Genomic DNA, 15,900 nt, shown 5'->3' with positions numbered 1-15,900 from the left:
AACTTTATTAACTTAAATATATACTATAAACCATGCAAAACAAACTAATTTTAGCTCTAGATCAAGGAACAACTTCCTCCAGAGCTATTCTATTTAATCATGGAGGAGAAATCGTAAGTCTTTCTCAAAAACCATTTGAACAAATTTTTCCAAAACCAGGATGGGTAGAACATGATCCTAACGAAATCTGGTCTTCGCAAATAAGTACAGCCGCAGAAGTAATTGCCAAAGTTGGAATTTCAGGCAGAGAAATTGCTGCGATTGGAATAACCAATCAGCGTGAAACTACTATTGTGTGGGACAGAGAAACCAGTGAACCTGTCTATAATGCTATTGTTTGGCAAGATCGCAGAACAGCAAAATTTTGTGACGAATTAAAAGCGCAAGGTCATGCTGATATGATTCAAAACAAAACAGGCTTAATTCTGGATGCTTATTTCTCCGGAACAAAAGTAAAATGGATTTTAGATAATGTTCCCGGAGCACGTAAAAAAGCAGAAGAAGGAAAACTTTGTTTTGGAACTGTTGATACATGGTTAATATGGAAATTAACCCGCAGCAAATTATTCATGACTGATGTTTCTAATGCCAGCAGAACTTTATTATTCAACATTCATACTTTAGAATGGGACAATGAATTATTAGAATTATTCGACATTCCAAGAGCGATGTTACCTGAAGTAAAACAAAGCAGTGAAATTTACGGTGAAACCTGCACTACCCTATTTGCAACAAAAATTCCTATTGCAGGAGTTGCAGGAGATCAGCAAGCTGCCCTTTTTGGTCAATTGTGTACTAGTTCAGGTATGGTAAAAAATACTTATGGAACAGGTTGTTTCATGCTAATGAATACGGGCGAAAAACCCATTCTTTCCAGAAATAACTTATTGACTACAGTAGCCTGGAAAATTAACGGAAAAACGACCTATGCTTTAGAAGGAAGTGTCTTCGTTGGAGGTGCAGCCGTACAATGGTTACGAGATGGAGCAAAAATGATTAACTCATCAGAAGAAATTGAATCTCTTGCATCAAGCGTACCTGACAACGGCGGAGTATATTTTGTTCCTGCCTTAACCGGTTTAGGAGCTCCATACTGGGATCAATATGCCAGAGGTGCAATGTTTGGAATAACAAGAGGAACAACAAATGCACATATTGCCAGAGCAACTTTAGAAGGAATTGCCTATCAGGTAAATGATTTAGTGAAAGCGATGGAAGCTGATTTTGGAGACAAAGGAAAAGAACTGAGAGTTGACGGAGGTGCTGCTACCAATAATTTATTGATGCAATTTCAATCGGATATTTTTGGATCTACGGTTACCCGACCAAAAACACTGGAAACAACAGCCCTTGGCGCCGCTTATCTCGCCGGACTTGCTGTAGGATATTGGGCAAGCTTAGATGATTTGAAAGAACAATGGTCTATAGATAAGGTCTTTTCGCCAGAAATGGAAGAAAAACAAGTAAATATACTTGTGAAAAACTGGGACAAAGCTGTTGGACGCGCATCAAACTGGATTGAAGAATAACTAAAAACTAACGATATGACCCCTTTTATAGCAGAAATTTTAGGTACAATGGTAATGATTTTACTAGGAAATGGCGTTGTTGCAAACGTCAATCTTAAAGGTACAATTGGTAATAATTCAGGTTGGATTGTTGTTACAACCGCATGGGCTTTTGCCGTATTTGTAGGCGTAACTATTGCAGGACCTGTGAGCGGCGCACATTTAAATCCTGTTGTTACAATTGGTTTAGCACTTATAGGAAAATTTAGCTGGAGTTTAGTTCCTACCTATATATTAGGTGAAATAATCGGTGCAATGTTAGGCGCACTTTTAGTATGGTTATCCCATAAAGACCATTTTGCCGCAACAGAAGATGAAGGTGCAAAACTGGCTTGTTTTTCTACAGGACCAGCCATCAAAAATAATTTCTCTAATTTGCTAAGTGAAGCAATTGCGACTTTCGTTTTGATATTTTCTATTTTTTATATCGCCGGACCAAGTTTACAAATTACAGCTGATACTAATGCAACAATTGGCTTAGGAACTATAGGTGCACTTCCTGTTGCTATAGTCGTATGGGCAATTGGTCTTTCGTTAGGAGGTACTACCGGATATGCTATAAATCCTGCAAGAGATTTAGGACCAAGAATTATACATGCTATTTTACCTATAAAAGGAAGTAGCAACTGGGGATACGCCTGGATACCTATCGTAGGTCCAATAATTGGAGCTTCATTGGCTGCTGGATTATACCTCATTCTTAATTAACAATATCCTCTTTTAATCTAAAAATTTCATGAAAAATCTTTTTCTTTCTATGATCACAATCATAGGACTAGCTGGCTATGCTCAAGAAACAACGCCGGAAATTGCGACCAGTAAAGAACCAAGCCGATTAAATTTTAATGTTACACTTGCAACCAGTCACCTTTGGAGAGGATTAATCATTAGCCCTAGCATGACTGCCATGGGAGATATTCATTACACCTTTGATAAAAAACGAAAATTTTCGGTTGGGGTTTGGGGTGGTAACAGTTTTGATGGTAAATATACTGAGGTAGATTATTATGTTCAGTACAAACATAAAGGTTTTACAATTGGTCTGTGGGATTTATTCAACACTACAAATGTGGAACATCCGGAGGTTTTTAATTACGATAAAAACACTACAACACATCTTATTGATTTAAGAACTTCATATCGCTTTTCTCAGGAATTTCCTTTACGAATAGAGGCTGACATAATTCTATATGGAAATGATAAAGAACTAAAATCTGATCTTGATTATAAAAGCAGATATTCAACTTACGTAGAATTAGGATATCCGTTGATAAAAAACAACGAAATAACATTAGACGCTTATGTAGGTGCAGGATTTTCGCTTGACGGAAAAACAAATCTCTATGTTAAAGATTCTGATAGTAATTTTAATATCGTAAATACAGGACTTAAAGCCTCTAAAGATATTTCGATATTTCAATATAAACTTCCCGTTTTTGCAGGTATTATGTGGAATCCAGCTGAGAAATATACTCGTATGCAACTTGGAGTTTCATTATTCTAAAGCTAAACAGCAATTATTTTTTCCACTAAACCCAACAAGCCTTTAAAAACTTGTTGGGTTTAGTGTTTTTATATCAATCTTTAAAAAAGGAAACTCAAAAATATTAAAGAACTTTAAACTATCGTTAAATATCAAACAATCAATATTTTAAATTAAAAAATATAGTATTTTTATTGCAGTTTTTAAGGAATCACATTACTATCAATTCTAAGTTATTTGAATTAACAAAAAATTAACATGACATTTGTATATACAACTATTAAAAGATATACATTTGTATATACAAATTATACACTTACGACTATGACAATTGAAGAGGTTATAAAAAGTACAGTTAAGATGGATAATGCGAAAAAAGTTATTCTGAATATCATGTACACGCAAAACGTGATTCAGGATCATTTCAACGAGTTGATAAAACCGTATGATTTATCCGGAGAGCAATATAATGTGTTACGTATATTAAGAGGACAAAAAGGAAATCCTGCTAATATGTGTGTAATACAGGAACGTATGCTTGCTAAAACAAGTAATACAACGCGATTAGTAGACAAACTATTATTAAAGGATTTTGTTACAAGAAATGTTTGCCTTGGCAATCGTCGTAAAATTGAAGTTCTGATCACCCAAAAGGGATTAGATGTTTTGAAAGAATTAGACCCGAAAGTAGATGAACACGAGCGTGCATTTGCCGAGAATATAAGTCCTGAAGAATTAGAATTACTGAATAAATTATTAGAAAAATACCGAACCCAACAAAATTAATATTTATGAGCACATTATTAGACAATCTAAACTGGAGATATGCAACTAAAAAATTTGATGCAACCAAAAAAATCTCTGCAGAAGATTTAAATACCTTAAAAGAAGCTGTTAGACTAAGTGCTTCTTCATACGGATTACAACCTTACAAAGTAATTATCGTAGAAAATCCGGAAATTAGAGAGCAATTAAAAGCTGCTGCTTACGGACAAACTCAAATTACAGATGCTTCTCAACTATTTATTTTTGCAAACGACTTAAACGCCGGAGCAGAATCTGTAGATGCTTACATCAAAAATATCAGCGAAACAAGAGGTGTTCCTGTTGATGCTTTGGCTGGATTTGCTGATATGATGAAAGGTACAATCGCTAACTTATCACAAGATGCTAAAAATATCTGGACAGCAAAACAAACTTATATCGCTTTAGGAACTTTATTAAGTGCTGCATCTGAATTAAAAATTGATGCAACGCCAATGGAAGGTTTTAATCCTGCTGCATTCAATGAAATCTTAGGCTTAGATAAATTAGGTTTAAACGCTTCAGTTATTGCTACTGTAGGATACAGACATAATGAGGACGACGCTCAACATTACAAAAAAGTTAGAAAATCTCACGAGGAATTATTTATCACTATATAATTATTATTAATCCAAAATCAATTTTAACAACATGAAAAATTTAAAAACAATTGCAATAGCATTATTCGTAGCAGCGGCTAGTATTTCAGTAAATGCTCAAACTAAAAAAATCGACGTAAAAGCATCTACTATCAAATGGGTAGGTAAAAAAGTAACTGGAGAACACTCTGGAACTGTAAACTTTAAAGATGGAGCTGTAGTTTTTAAAGGAAAAAAATTAACTGGTGGATCTTTCACTGTTGATATGACTTCTTTAACTTCAACTGACTTAACTGGAGAATATCAAGGAAAATTGAATGGTCACTTAAAAGCTGACGATTTCTTTGGAACGGATAAATTCCCAACTGCAAAATTAGTTTTCAAAACTATCGGAGCTAAAGCAACTGACGTTTATACTGTAACTGCTGACTTAACTATCAAAGGAATTACTAAACCAGTAACTTTTGACATCGCTGTAAACGGAAACACTGCTACAACAGCTTTCAAAGTTGACAGAACTAAATACGATATCAAATACAACTCTGGTAACTTCTTCGAAAACTTAGGAGATAAAACTATCAATGACGATTTCGAATTAACTGTAGCTTTAAAATTCTAATTTTAAGATTTACTAATTCTTATAATAACACCCCAATAGTTAGTAACTATTGGGGTTTGTTTTTTTTATTTATTTTCAAAAACATAACCTCCTTAACAATCACGTAACACTTTCGTAACAACATACAGGACTTTGATTAACATTCGGCTTCTAATTTTGGGGTAATTAAAAAACAAAACTAGAAATTCAAAATCATAGTTATGAAAACAAAAACATGTATTGTAATTATTACTCTTCTAAGCACTTTATTTATACAAGCCCAACAACCTAAAGGAATTATAGGCAACACAAACTGGATGAGCAACTGGACCAATTTTAAACCAGCCAACACTGAATATAGCGAAGCTACAAACATTATTGCAGGAACTATTGATAAAGACACTAAACTTACCAAACGTAATACATATCAATTAGTTGGAGTTGTTTACGTAACCAAAAATGCAGTTTTAACCATAGAGCCGGGAACAGTTATTCGCGGCGATGACAAAACTTGTGGAACACTCGTTATTACCAATGGATCAAAAATAATAGCCGAAGGATTAGAAACTGATCCTATTGTTTTTACTTCGAATAAAGAAATAGCAGACAGAAAACCAGGAGATTGGGGCGGCATCATTATACTTGGAAAAGCGCCAATAAACACGATTGGAGGCATACACACGTTACCATTTGATTTAGAACCAATGTTAAATCATTACGGAGGACAAGATGCTGAAGATAATTCAGGAATTTTAAAATATGTTCGTATCGAATATTCCGGCAGAAAACTAAGTGCTGCCAAGGAACTTAACGGACTTTCATTAGCCGGTGTGGGTAAAAAAACAGTTTTAAGTAATATTCAGATTAGTTTTTCTAACGACGATTCTTTCGAATGTTATGGCGGAGATTTGAATATGAATAATCTTGTTTCATACAGAACTACAGATGATGATTTCGATTTTACACAAGGAGCTCAGATTAATATCAATAATAGTATTGCTGTTCGTCATCCATTTTCATCTGATGTTTCAGGATCAAGATGTTTTGAAGTAGATTCATATGATAAAATTGGAAACACTGATATGACTAAAAAAATGACCAAAATAAATGCCAGTAACATTACTTTGGTGAATTTAGAAGAAAACAACCAAGGACTTGTCAGAGAATCCGTTTATGTTAGAGAAGATACTTTTTTTACTTTATCCAATAGTATTATTTCAGGCTTCACTCCGTTTGCGTTATTGGAAGGAAATATTGGAAATGGAGAAGCTAATTTAGCTAAAATAGCTTTCAAAAATTTAATTGTGAATAATTGCAATGGAGGAATTACAAGCGAAGCCGGAGGTGCTAATACAACAATTCAGAAATATTATAATAATCCTGATTTTGAAATTAATTTTACAAGAATAAAAAATATTGAATTGTTTACAATGCCTAATATCAAAGGGAATCCTGATTTTCGAATGAACCAAAACAATACACTGGCAATTGGGAATTAAGCCTTTAAACAAATAATATTTTACAGAATTTAACAATTTTATGGATTATTAAAAGATTTTTTTTACAAATCATGTATTGTAATTCAAATTACATTTATATATTTGTGACATCAAAAATAAGATATGAAAACAATAATGAACAATACTTGGTGGTGGAAGAATTTACGTCAAACGTCGTGAACAAAGCTTCCTATGGTATTGTAAAACTATAAATATAAAAGGCTTGTCATCACGACAAGCCTTTTTTTTTTGGTAAAAACTCAAGCAAAAATATATTAAACTAAAAAACAACATACTTTGAAACCATTTATACTCAACACGCATTACAAACAAATTCTGGCAGATACAATTACTCCGGTAAGTATTTATTTTAAAATCAGAGATAAATTCCCTAATAGTTTATTATTAGAGAGTAGTGATTATCACGGAAATGATAATAGTTTCTCCTACATATGCTGTAACCCTATTGCTACTATTAAAATCGAAAATGAAGTCATATCAAAAACTTTTCCTGATGGAACAACATCACAGGTTAACATTGATTCTTCGACAAACATTCCAGAAGTAATTCAGGAATTTTCGAGCCAGTTTAAATCTGAGAAAAACGATTTTAAATTCATTAATAATGGTTTATTCGGATACATTTCTTACGATGCAGTTCGCTATTTCGAAAAGGTTTCCATCGCTAAAAAAGATAGTGCAACTTTAATTCCGGATGTGTTTTATGCAGTATATCAAAATATCATCGCCATAAATCACTTCAAAAATGAAGCATACATTTTTTGTCATAGTGTAGATGGAAAAAACAATATCTCGGAAATTGAACAATTATTACAATCCAGAAATATTGCATCTTATAAATTCTCTAAAGAAGGCGAAGGTTTCTCTAACTTAACCGATGATGAATTTAAACACAATGTAGCTTTAGCCAAAAAACATTGTTTCCGTGGAGACGTTTTTCAATTGGTATTATCACGTCGTTTCACACAAGGTTTCAAAGGTGATGAATTTAACGTTTACCGCGCTTTAAGAAGTATCAATCCATCACCATATTTATTCTTTTTTGATTATGGAGATTTCAAAATATTTGGTTCTTCGCCCGAAGCACAAATTATCGTAAAAAACAGAAAAGCTGAGATTCACCCAATCGCCGGAACTTTTAAAAGAACCGGAAATGATGAGCGTGATGCCGTTTTAGCAAAACAACTTTCTGAGGATAAAAAAGAAAACAGCGAACACGTAATGTTGGTCGACTTAGCCAGAAATGATTTAAGTAGAAACGGACATGATGTAAATGTCGAAAAATACAGAGAAGTGCAATTTTTCTCGCACGTAATTCATTTGGTTTCTAAAGTTACAGGCCATCTGCATGAAAAAGCAACCACAATGCAGGTTGTTGCAGATACTTTTCCGGCGGGTACTTTAAGCGGTGCTCCAAAACACAGAGCGATGCAATTAATAGAAGATTACGAAAAAACAAATCGTAATTTTTACGGAGGCGCAATTGGTTTCATGGATTTTGAAGGCAACTTTAATCACGCGATTATGATTCGAACATTCCTGAGCAAAAACCATCAGTTACATTGTCAGGCCGGAGCCGGAATCGTAGCAAGTTCTGACGAAGAAAGTGAAATGCAGGAAGTTTATAATAAATTAAGAGCATTGAATACAGCGCTTGAAATGGCGGAGAAAATTTAGTTTTCAGTCGCAGTTTTCAGTCACAGTTGCAAACTTGAAACTTGAAACAAAACAAACAATAAACCATAAAACCTATGAAAAATTTAATTGCTATTGCTTTTGCTTTCGTTCTTTTAGTATCATGTGAATCTAAGAAAGAAACAACAGTAATTCCGTTGGTTGGAACCTGGCGTCTGATATCAGCAGAAACCACTGAAAAAGATTCAACGTTCTCGACTTTCAATCCAAAAACGAAGATGATAAAAATTATAAATAACACTCATTTTGCATTTTTCAATCATGATTTAAATAATGGTAAAGATTCAACAAATGCAGTATTTTTTGGCGGAGGCGGAAAATATACTTTAAAAGATAGTATTTATACTGAGAATTTAGAGTTCTTCAATAACAGACAATGGGAAAATGGAAAATTTGAATTTGTGGTAAAAATTAAAAATGACACTTTAACTCAAAAAGGAATTGAAAAAGTAGAGAAATTAGGAATCGATCGCATTATTACAGAAAAATACGTTCGAGAAAAGTAAAAAAAATAGTTTTCAGTTACAGTTTTCAGTTACAGTTTTCAGTTACAGAACTTGAAACATGAAACAAAAGAAAACTTGAAACAAAATAAAAACAAAATGAAAAAAATATTAGTTATAGACAATTACGATAGTTTCACTTATAATTTAGTGCACTATTTAGAGGATTTAAATTGCGAGGTTACGGTTTACAGAAACGACGAATTCGAAATTGATGAAATCGCTGCTTTCGATAAAATACTTCTTTCCCCAGGTCCCGGAATTCCGGATGAAGCAGGTTTATTAAAAGCAGTAATCGCAAAATATGCTCCAACAAAAAGCATTTTAGGCGTTTGTTTGGGACAACAAGCCATTGGAGAAGTTTTTGGCGGAACACTTTCTAACCTTGATAAAGTATATCATGGTGTTGCAACAAACGTAAAAACAGTAGTTTCAGATGAAATTTTGTTTGAAGGTTTAGGAAATGAATTCGAAGTAGGACGTTATCATTCATGGGTTGTTGATTCAAATTTACCAGATGTTCTGGAAGCAACTTCAATCGATGAAAACGGACAAATTATGTCACTAAGACATAAAACTTATGATGTAAGAGGCGTTCAGTTTCATCCGGAAAGCGTGCTTACGCCAAAAGGGAAATTGATTTTAGAGAACTGGATAAAGAGCTAGTTTACAGTATTCAGTCTCAGAAAAAACCTTAGCAACTTAGAATCTCAAAAAATGATAACTATTTCAGAAACTAAAGAAATCAATCTTGAAGATATATTGGTTTTATACAAAGCAAACGAATGGAGTTCAGCAAATAAGCCAAACGAATTATATAATGCTCTTTTAAATTCAGAAACCTTAATTACGGCTTGGGAAGGAAAAAAATTAGTCGGACTTGGGAATGCAATTTCTGATGGATTTTTAACGGTTTATTATCCGCATTTATTAGTGCTTCCAGATTATCAGGGAAAAGGAATTGGGAAATTGATTGTAGATAAAATGCAGGAAAAATACAGTCACTTTCATATGCAAATGTTAACCGCTGACGGTAGATCTGTTGATTTCTACAAGAAAAACGGATTTGAAAGAGCCGGAAAAACAGAGCCCATGTGGATTTATCAGGGAAATGAACATTAAAGCAGTTTACAGTCTCAGTTTACAGAAAAAAGCCTAGCAACTTAGAACCTTAAAAAAATGAAAAATATACTAAATAAATTAATCAACCACGAAGTGCTTTCTAAAGAAGAAGCTAAAAACGTATTGATTAATATTTCGAGCGGTCAATATAATCCAAGTCAGATTTCGGCATTTTTGACCGTGTTTATGATGCGAAGCATTACAATTGATGAACTTTCCGGATTTCGTGAAGCATTATTAGAATTGTGCGTTCGTGTTGATTTATCAGCTTACAATACAATCGATTTATGCGGGACAGGCGGTGACGGAAAAGACACTTTCAATATCTCAACTTTAGCTTCGTTTATATCTGCAGGAGCAGGAATAAAAGTAGCCAAACACGGAAATTACGGTGTTTCATCGATTTCAGGATCAAGCAACGTAATGGAAAAAATGGGAATTAAATTCAGTAATGATCCTTCATTTTTAGAAAAATGTATAGATAAAGCCGGAATTTGCGTCTTGCACGCTCCCCTATTTCACCCTGCTATGAAAAACGTTGGACCAATCCGTAAAGAATTAGCGGTAAAAACCTTCTTTAATATGTTGGGACCAATGGTGAATCCTTCGTTTCCACAAAATCAATTAGTAGGTGTTTTCAATCTTGAATTAGCTAGAATGTATGCTTATTTATATCAAAATACGGATATCAATTTCACGATTTTACATTCGCTTGACGGATATGACGAAATCTCCTTAACCGGTCCAACCAAAACGATCACATCACATATGGAAGGAATGTTAAACTCTTCAGATTTTGGCGTTAGACTTTTATCTCAAAGCGAAATCGAAGGTGGAAAAACAATCGAAGAGTCGGCAGAAATGTTTACCAATATCATTTCAGGAAAAGGAACTGAAGCACAGAATAATGTAGTTTTAGCCAATGCTGCAATGGCAATCGCAACGGTTACAAAGTGTTCTCCGCTCGAAGGTTTTGAATTGGCAAAAGAGAGTCTGTTCTCAGGAAAGGGATTAAAAGCATTGCAGACATTACAAGAATTAAGCAAATAAGAAACAAACACAAATTTCACGAATTAGCACAAATTAACTTTGCGTCTTTGTGACTTTGTGGCAAAACAAAAGCCATGAATATTTTAGATAAAATAATATTTGATAAACAACGAGAAGTCGTTCTTAAAAAATCGATCATTCCGGTTTCGCAGTTGGAAAGTTCTGTTTTTTTCGAAAGACAAACGATTTCTTTGAGTCAGAAACTAAAAACAAGTTCAACCGGAATTATCGCTGAACACAAACGCCGTTCGCCTTCAAAATCAGTAATCAATCATAGTTTTACGGTTGAAGAAGTTGTGAAAGGTTACGAAAATGCAGGCGCTTGCGGAATTTCTGTTTTAACGGACGGAAAATATTTTGGAGGTTCACTTGATGATTTACTTTTGGCAAGAGCGAGTGTAAATATTCCGCTATTGCGAAAAGAATTTATTGTCGATGAATACCAGATTCTCGAAGCTAAAGCTTTTGGCGCCGATTTAATTTTATTGATTGCTGCGGTTTTAACACGCGAAGAAATCAAATTGTTATCAGAATTTGCAAAAAAATTGGGTTTAGAAGTTTTACTTGAAGTTCACAATCAGGAAGAATTAGAAAAATCGATTATGCCTAGTTTAGATATGATTGGTGTAAACAACAGAAACTTGAAAACTTTTGAAGTAAGTCTGGATTTCAGTAAACAACTGGCATCACAAATTCCGGATGATTTTGTAAAAGTATCCGAAAGCGGAATCTCATCAATAGAAGCCATTTCAGAACTTAGACCTTACGGTTACAACGGATTCTTAATTGGAGAAAACTTCATGAAAACCGACAACGCCGGAAAAGCAGCTATTGACTTTATTAGTCAGCTCTAGGCTTTAAGCTATAAGCAATACCCCTTCTTAACATTACTAATTTAGCCTAAAGCCTACAGCTTAAAGCTTAAAGCATCAAAAAAAATGAAACTCAAAATATGCGGCATGAAATATCCTGAGAATATTCTCGAAGTAGGCGCACTCCTACCCGATTATATGGGATTTATTTTCTATGAGAAATCTGCTCGATATTTTACCGGAAAGATTCCAGAACTTATAAAAACAATTAAAAAAACTGGTGTTTTTGTACATGAATCTATTGAGAATATCATAGTCAAAATAAAAGAACACAATTTACAGGCCATTCAGTTACACGGCGATGAATCTGTTGAATATTGTGAGGAATTAAAAAATAAAATCGATAAGGAAGTCGAAATCATAAAAGTGTTTTCAGTTGGAGACAATTTTGATTTCGAAAGTATAAAGCCTTTTGAAAATGTCTGTGATTATTTTCTGTTTGATACCAAAGGAAAATTACCGGGAGGAAACGGAACAATTTTCGATTGGAAAATATTAAAAAATTATAAATCTGATAAGCCCTTTTTCTTAAGTGGTGGTATTGGAATAGAAGAAATAGCAGCGATTAAAAATCTAAAATTACCGGTTTACGCCATTGATGTAAATAGTAGATTTGAAATTGAGCCCGGATTAAAAAACAAAAACCTATTAACCAATTTCAAACGAAAACTTGAAATTGTCAACCTTTAAAATTTCGAAAAAATGAATTTTAACGTCAACGAAAAAGGATATTACGGAGAATTTGGAGGAGCTTACATTCCTGAAATGCTGTATCCAAATGTAGAAGAATTACGCCAGAATTATTTAAAAATAACAAGCGAGCCTGATTTTAAAGCCGAGTTTGACCAATTACTAAAAGATTACGTTGGGCGTCCAAGTCCGCTTTATTTTGCAAAACGTTTATCTGAAAAATACAATACCAAAGTTTACTTAAAAAGAGAAGACTTAAACCATACCGGAGCACATAAAGTAAACAATACAATTGGACAAATATTAGTAGCGAAACGTTTGGGTAAAAAAAGAATTATCGCCGAAACAGGAGCTGGTCAACATGGCGTGGCAACTGCTACTGTTTGTGCTCTTATGGGAATGGAATGTATCGTGTATATGGGCGAAATCGACATTGCACGTCAGGCACCAAACGTGGCTCGAATGAAAATGTTGGGCGCTGAGGTTCGTCCCGCACTTTCAGGTTCAAGAACCCTAAAAGATGCTACAAATGAAGCCATTCGCGATTGGATTAATAATCCTGTTGACACACATTATATTATTGGATCTGCAATTGGTCCACATCCATATCCGGATATGGTTACCCGTTTTCAGAGTGTAATATCTGAGGAAATAAAATGGCAGTTAAAAGAAAAAGAAGGACGTGAAAATCCTGATTATGTAGTCGCTTGTATTGGTGGCGGAAGTAATGCAGCTGGAACATATTATCACTTTTTGCACGAACCCGAAGTTGGAATTATTGCCGTAGAAGCAGCCGGAAAAGGCGTTGATAGCGGTCATAGTGCAGCAACAAGTAAATTAGGAAAAGTAGGCGTTATTCATGGTTGTAAAACCCTTTTAATGCAAACTCCTGACGGGCAAATTACAGAACCCTATTCAATTTCTGCAGGTTTGGATTACCCCGGAGTTGGACCAATGCACGCACATTTGGCACAAACCGGTCGTGGAGAATTCTTTTCGGTTACAGATGATGATGCAATGAATGCTGGTTTACAATTGACAAAACTAGAAGGAATTATTCCGGCGATTGAAAGCGCGCATGCTTTTGCCGTTTTAGACCAAAAGAAATTTAAACCAACTGATATCGTAGTTATCAGTCTTTCTGGCCGTGGCGATAAAGATTTAGACAATTATATTGATTATTTTAAATTATAAGATTAATTTGGGCGTTCCCTTCGGTCGGGCTGTCTGCTATATTCCCAATTAACAAAAACTATGGCTAAAAAGCCATGTTTTTCTAAATTGGGCGATGCCGCTCCCATCCCTAACGCAAACAAATAACGAGAAAAATAGTAATTTATGGAAAAGTTATTCTCATACGGAACATTAAGATCAAAACAAATTCAGATGCAGCTTTTTAATAAAGTGCTAACCGGAACTCGTGATGAGCTGCTGGGTTACAAACTAAAAAGTCTGCAAATTGAAGAAGAATTTGGAATGGCAGACTATGTTGTAGCAGTACCCAGCGCAGATTCTTCAGATCCTATACATGGTGTTGCTTTTAATATTTTGGCTTCAGATTTAGCTAAAGTAGATATATTCGAATCGAATTCATACAAAAGAGTTCAGGTAACATTGAAGTCTGGGAAAGTGGCCTGGGTTTATATAGAAAATAAATAAAAAGTTGATATGATTTTAGCTGCAGCACAAACAAAACCAACAAGAGGAGACATTAAAACTAATTTATTAGATCATTATCGTCTTGTAGAATTGGCTGTGCAAAACGGAGCGCAATTAATTGCATTTCCTGAAATGTCTATTACAGGTTATGAAAGAGAACATGCTCAAAAATTAGCTTTTGAAAAAGATGATTCACGTTTAGATCATCTGAAAAAATTGGCTTTTGAAAATAATATTATTATTGTTGCCGGAGCTCCAATTCAAATTGATTTGGAAATATTTATTGGGGAATTTATAATTTTTCCGGATAATAGAATTGAAATCTACACAAAGCAGTTTTTACATGAAGGAGAAGAGGAATTTTTTCAACCTTCTTTTGATTATAATCCGATGATTAAGATTGAAAATCAAAACATTTCATTTGCTATTTGTGCCGATATTGATAATCCGCTGCATCCGCAAAAAGCCTCTAAAAGAGAAACTGATATTTATATTGCCAGTATTTTCTTTTCGCCAAACGGAATTCCGAATGCATACAGAGATTTGCAAAACTATGCTCAAAAACATCAAATGAATATTTTGATGTCGAATTTCAGTGGTGAATCCTGGGGTTCACCTTCCGCTGGACAAAGTGCTTTCTGGAATAACAAAGGCGAATTGGTTGCTCAAATGAATGATTCAGATTCCGGATTGTTATTACTAGAAAAACAAAATGATAATTGGACAAGTAAGATTATAAAAAATTAAAAAGATACCACAGATTAGAATGATGTTACTGATTCTTGTTGCAAATTATTTCACGCAGATTTAAATGGATTTAAGCTGATTTGCGCAGATTTATTTTTACTAAATCTGCTTAGTCTGCCAAATCTGCGTGAAATAAAAAATCTGAAACAATCTTTTTAACCTCTGGCTAAATAATAACATACTTAACAAGTTTTGGAAACCTGTTAGGATAAAAAATAAAAATGATGAATAGAATAACTCAAAAATTACAAGAAGATAAAAAGATACTTTCGATTTATTTTTCGGCTGGATATCCTAATTTAAATGACACCGTTCAAATCATTCAGGATTTAGAAAAAAATGGTGTTGACTTAATCGAAATTGGTTTGCCTTTTAGTGATCCTTTGGCAGATGGACCAACTATTCAGGCAAGTTCAACTCAGGCGCTTCATAACGGAATGACGACTCAAATTCTTTTTGATCAGTTGAAGAATATCCGCGAAAGCGTAAAAATTCCGTTGATTATTATGGGATATTTTAACCCGATGTTACAATACGGAGTGGAAGAATTTTGTAAAAAATGTGCTGAAATTGGTATCGACGGATTAATTATTCCTGATTTACCAGTTGATGTTTATGCAGACGAATACAAAGCAATTTTCGAAAAATACGGCTTAATAAATGTGTTTTTGATCACACCGCAAACATCTGACGAACGCATTCGTTTTATCGACAGCGTTTCAAACGGATTCATATATATGGTAAGTTCTGCTAGTGTTACGGGATCTCAATCAGGTTTTGGAAACGTTCAGGAAGATTATTTTGAAAGAATCTCAAACATGAACCTTAAAAATCCACAAATTATTGGTTTCGGTATTTCAAACAAAGAGACCTTTAATCAGGCAACTAAATTTGCAAAAGGAGCGATTATTGGCAGTGCTTTTATCAAACATTTAAGCGAAAGCGGTTCCGGGAAAATTGAAGAATTTGTTGGTGAGATTCGATAATCGA

18 protein-coding genes are annotated in these 15,900 nt (G+C 34.1%); all 18 read left to right on the top strand.

The features are described from left to right. Positions 1 to 32 precede the first annotated feature (32 nt). The 18 genes from glpK to trpA all read left to right on the top strand — a co-directional run bounded on the left by glpK (position 33) and on the right by trpA (position 15,896). A complete protein-coding gene (gene glpK, locus RC62_RS12840) occupies positions 33 to 1,529 on the top strand; it encodes a glycerol kinase GlpK (RefSeq protein WP_055095743.1) in 1,497 nt (498 codons plus the stop codon). A gap of 15 nt (positions 1,530 to 1,544) precedes the next feature. Further along, a complete protein-coding gene (locus RC62_RS12835) occupies positions 1,545 to 2,276 on the top strand; it encodes an MIP/aquaporin family protein (RefSeq protein ID WP_055095741.1) in 732 nt (243 codons plus the stop codon). Between the two features lie 28 nt (positions 2,277 to 2,304). Further along, a complete protein-coding gene (locus tag RC62_RS12830; protein WP_055095739.1) occupies positions 2,305 to 3,072 on the top strand; it encodes a hypothetical protein in 768 nt (255 codons plus the stop codon). A 303-nt stretch (positions 3,073 to 3,375) separates the two neighbouring features. Further along, positions 3,376 to 3,837: a MarR family winged helix-turn-helix transcriptional regulator gene (locus RC62_RS12825; RefSeq protein ID WP_055096698.1), complete on the top strand. Its 462-nt coding sequence runs from the start codon at positions 3,376 to 3,378 to the stop codon at positions 3,835 to 3,837. Positions 3,838 to 3,842: 5 nt separating this feature from the next. Beyond that, positions 3,843 to 4,475 (top strand): NAD(P)H-dependent oxidoreductase, encoded by a 633-nt coding sequence (locus tag RC62_RS12820; protein WP_055095737.1) that lies wholly within the window; start codon positions 3,843 to 3,845, stop codon positions 4,473 to 4,475. Between the two features lie 31 nt (positions 4,476 to 4,506). Further along, a complete protein-coding gene (locus tag RC62_RS12815) occupies positions 4,507 to 5,073 on the top strand; it encodes a YceI family protein (protein ID WP_055095736.1) in 567 nt (188 codons plus the stop codon). 200 nt (positions 5,074 to 5,273) lie between these two features. Continuing rightward, a complete protein-coding gene (locus RC62_RS12810) occupies positions 5,274 to 6,551 on the top strand; it encodes a hypothetical protein (protein WP_055095734.1) in 1,278 nt (425 codons plus the stop codon). Positions 6,552 to 6,848: 297 nt separating this feature from the next. Further along, the gene (locus RC62_RS12805) at positions 6,849 to 8,249 is read left to right on the top strand and encodes an anthranilate synthase component I family protein (RefSeq protein WP_055095732.1); all 1,401 of its coding nucleotides are present in this window, start codon (positions 6,849 to 6,851) and stop codon (positions 8,247 to 8,249) included. Between the two features lie 74 nt (positions 8,250 to 8,323). After that, positions 8,324 to 8,773: a hypothetical protein gene (locus tag RC62_RS12800; RefSeq protein ID WP_055095730.1), complete on the top strand. Its 450-nt coding sequence runs from the start codon at positions 8,324 to 8,326 to the stop codon at positions 8,771 to 8,773. Positions 8,774 to 8,869: 96 nt separating this feature from the next. Beyond that, complete coding sequence (locus RC62_RS12795) at positions 8,870 to 9,436, top strand: anthranilate synthase component II (RefSeq protein ID WP_055096696.1); 567 nt, start codon at positions 8,870 to 8,872, stop codon at positions 9,434 to 9,436. Positions 9,437 to 9,487: 51 nt separating this feature from the next. Beyond that, the gene (locus RC62_RS12790) at positions 9,488 to 9,892 is read left to right on the top strand and encodes a GNAT family N-acetyltransferase (RefSeq protein WP_055095728.1); all 405 of its coding nucleotides are present in this window, start codon (positions 9,488 to 9,490) and stop codon (positions 9,890 to 9,892) included. A gap of 57 nt (positions 9,893 to 9,949) precedes the next feature. Then, positions 9,950 to 10,942, top strand: a complete 993-nt coding sequence (gene trpD / locus RC62_RS12785; protein WP_055095726.1) for an anthranilate phosphoribosyltransferase — start codon at positions 9,950 to 9,952, stop codon at positions 10,940 to 10,942. A 74-nt stretch (positions 10,943 to 11,016) separates the two neighbouring features. Beyond that, positions 11,017 to 11,796, top strand: a complete 780-nt coding sequence (trpC, locus tag RC62_RS12780) for an indole-3-glycerol phosphate synthase TrpC (RefSeq protein ID WP_055095725.1) — start codon at positions 11,017 to 11,019, stop codon at positions 11,794 to 11,796. 84 nt (positions 11,797 to 11,880) lie between these two features. Further along, entirely contained in the window at positions 11,881 to 12,504 is a 624-nt protein-coding gene (locus RC62_RS12775; protein ID WP_055095723.1) for a phosphoribosylanthranilate isomerase, read from the top strand. A 12-nt stretch (positions 12,505 to 12,516) separates the two neighbouring features. After that, positions 12,517 to 13,698: a tryptophan synthase subunit beta gene (trpB, locus tag RC62_RS12770; protein WP_055095721.1), complete on the top strand. Its 1,182-nt coding sequence runs from the start codon at positions 12,517 to 12,519 to the stop codon at positions 13,696 to 13,698. 144 nt (positions 13,699 to 13,842) lie between these two features. After that, a complete protein-coding gene (locus RC62_RS12765) occupies positions 13,843 to 14,163 on the top strand; it encodes a gamma-glutamylcyclotransferase family protein (protein ID WP_055095719.1) in 321 nt (106 codons plus the stop codon). 9 nt (positions 14,164 to 14,172) lie between these two features. Beyond that, on the top strand, positions 14,173 to 14,910 hold the full coding sequence (locus tag RC62_RS12760; protein ID WP_055095717.1) for a carbon-nitrogen hydrolase family protein: 738 nt from the start codon (positions 14,173 to 14,175) through the stop codon (positions 14,908 to 14,910). A 224-nt stretch (positions 14,911 to 15,134) separates the two neighbouring features. After that, positions 15,135 to 15,896, top strand: coding sequence for a tryptophan synthase subunit alpha (gene trpA / locus RC62_RS12755; protein WP_055095715.1), 762 nt, complete (start codon positions 15,135 to 15,137; stop codon positions 15,894 to 15,896). The last annotated feature ends 4 nt before the right edge of the window (positions 15,897 to 15,900 follow it).

It is taken from the genome of Flavobacterium aquidurense, assembly GCF_001404985.1.
GTDB classification, from domain to species: Bacteria; Bacteroidota; Bacteroidia; order Flavobacteriales; family Flavobacteriaceae; genus Flavobacterium; species Flavobacterium aquidurense_B.
Note: the sequence above shows the minus strand (reverse complement) of the source record. Positions and strands in the feature narration are given on the sequence as shown.

Bases quoted from the DNA above. Each gene is read 5' to 3' on its own strand.
- RC62_RS12830 (WP_055095739.1), top strand. From the start codon at position 2,305: ATGAAAAATCTTTTTCTTTCTATGATCACAATCATAGGACTAGCTGGC.
- RC62_RS12775 (WP_055095723.1), top strand. From the start codon at position 11,881: ATGAAACTCAAAATATGCGGCATGAAATATCCTGAGAATATTCTCGAA.
- trpC (WP_055095725.1), top strand. From the start codon at position 11,017: ATGAATATTTTAGATAAAATAATATTTGATAAACAACGAGAAGTCGTT.
- glpK (WP_055095743.1), top strand. From the start codon at position 33: ATGCAAAACAAACTAATTTTAGCTCTAGATCAAGGAACAACTTCCTCC.
- RC62_RS12825 (WP_055096698.1), top strand. From the start codon at position 3,376: ATGACAATTGAAGAGGTTATAAAAAGTACAGTTAAGATGGATAATGCG.
- RC62_RS12765 (WP_055095719.1), top strand. From the start codon at position 13,843: ATGGAAAAGTTATTCTCATACGGAACATTAAGATCAAAACAAATTCAG.
- RC62_RS12795 (WP_055096696.1), top strand. From the start codon at position 8,870: ATGAAAAAAATATTAGTTATAGACAATTACGATAGTTTCACTTATAAT.
- trpD (WP_055095726.1), top strand. From the start codon at position 9,950: ATGAAAAATATACTAAATAAATTAATCAACCACGAAGTGCTTTCTAAA.
- RC62_RS12800 (WP_055095730.1), top strand. From the start codon at position 8,324: ATGAAAAATTTAATTGCTATTGCTTTTGCTTTCGTTCTTTTAGTATCA.
- RC62_RS12760 (WP_055095717.1), top strand. From the start codon at position 14,173: ATGATTTTAGCTGCAGCACAAACAAAACCAACAAGAGGAGACATTAAA.
- RC62_RS12790 (WP_055095728.1), top strand. From the start codon at position 9,488: ATGATAACTATTTCAGAAACTAAAGAAATCAATCTTGAAGATATATTG.
- RC62_RS12835 (WP_055095741.1), top strand. From the start codon at position 1,545: ATGACCCCTTTTATAGCAGAAATTTTAGGTACAATGGTAATGATTTTA.
- trpB (WP_055095721.1), top strand. From the start codon at position 12,517: ATGAATTTTAACGTCAACGAAAAAGGATATTACGGAGAATTTGGAGGA.
- trpA (WP_055095715.1), top strand. From the start codon at position 15,135: ATGAATAGAATAACTCAAAAATTACAAGAAGATAAAAAGATACTTTCG.
- RC62_RS12815 (WP_055095736.1), top strand. From the start codon at position 4,507: ATGAAAAATTTAAAAACAATTGCAATAGCATTATTCGTAGCAGCGGCT.
- RC62_RS12820 (WP_055095737.1), top strand. From the start codon at position 3,843: ATGAGCACATTATTAGACAATCTAAACTGGAGATATGCAACTAAAAAA.
- RC62_RS12810 (WP_055095734.1), top strand. From the start codon at position 5,274: ATGAAAACAAAAACATGTATTGTAATTATTACTCTTCTAAGCACTTTA.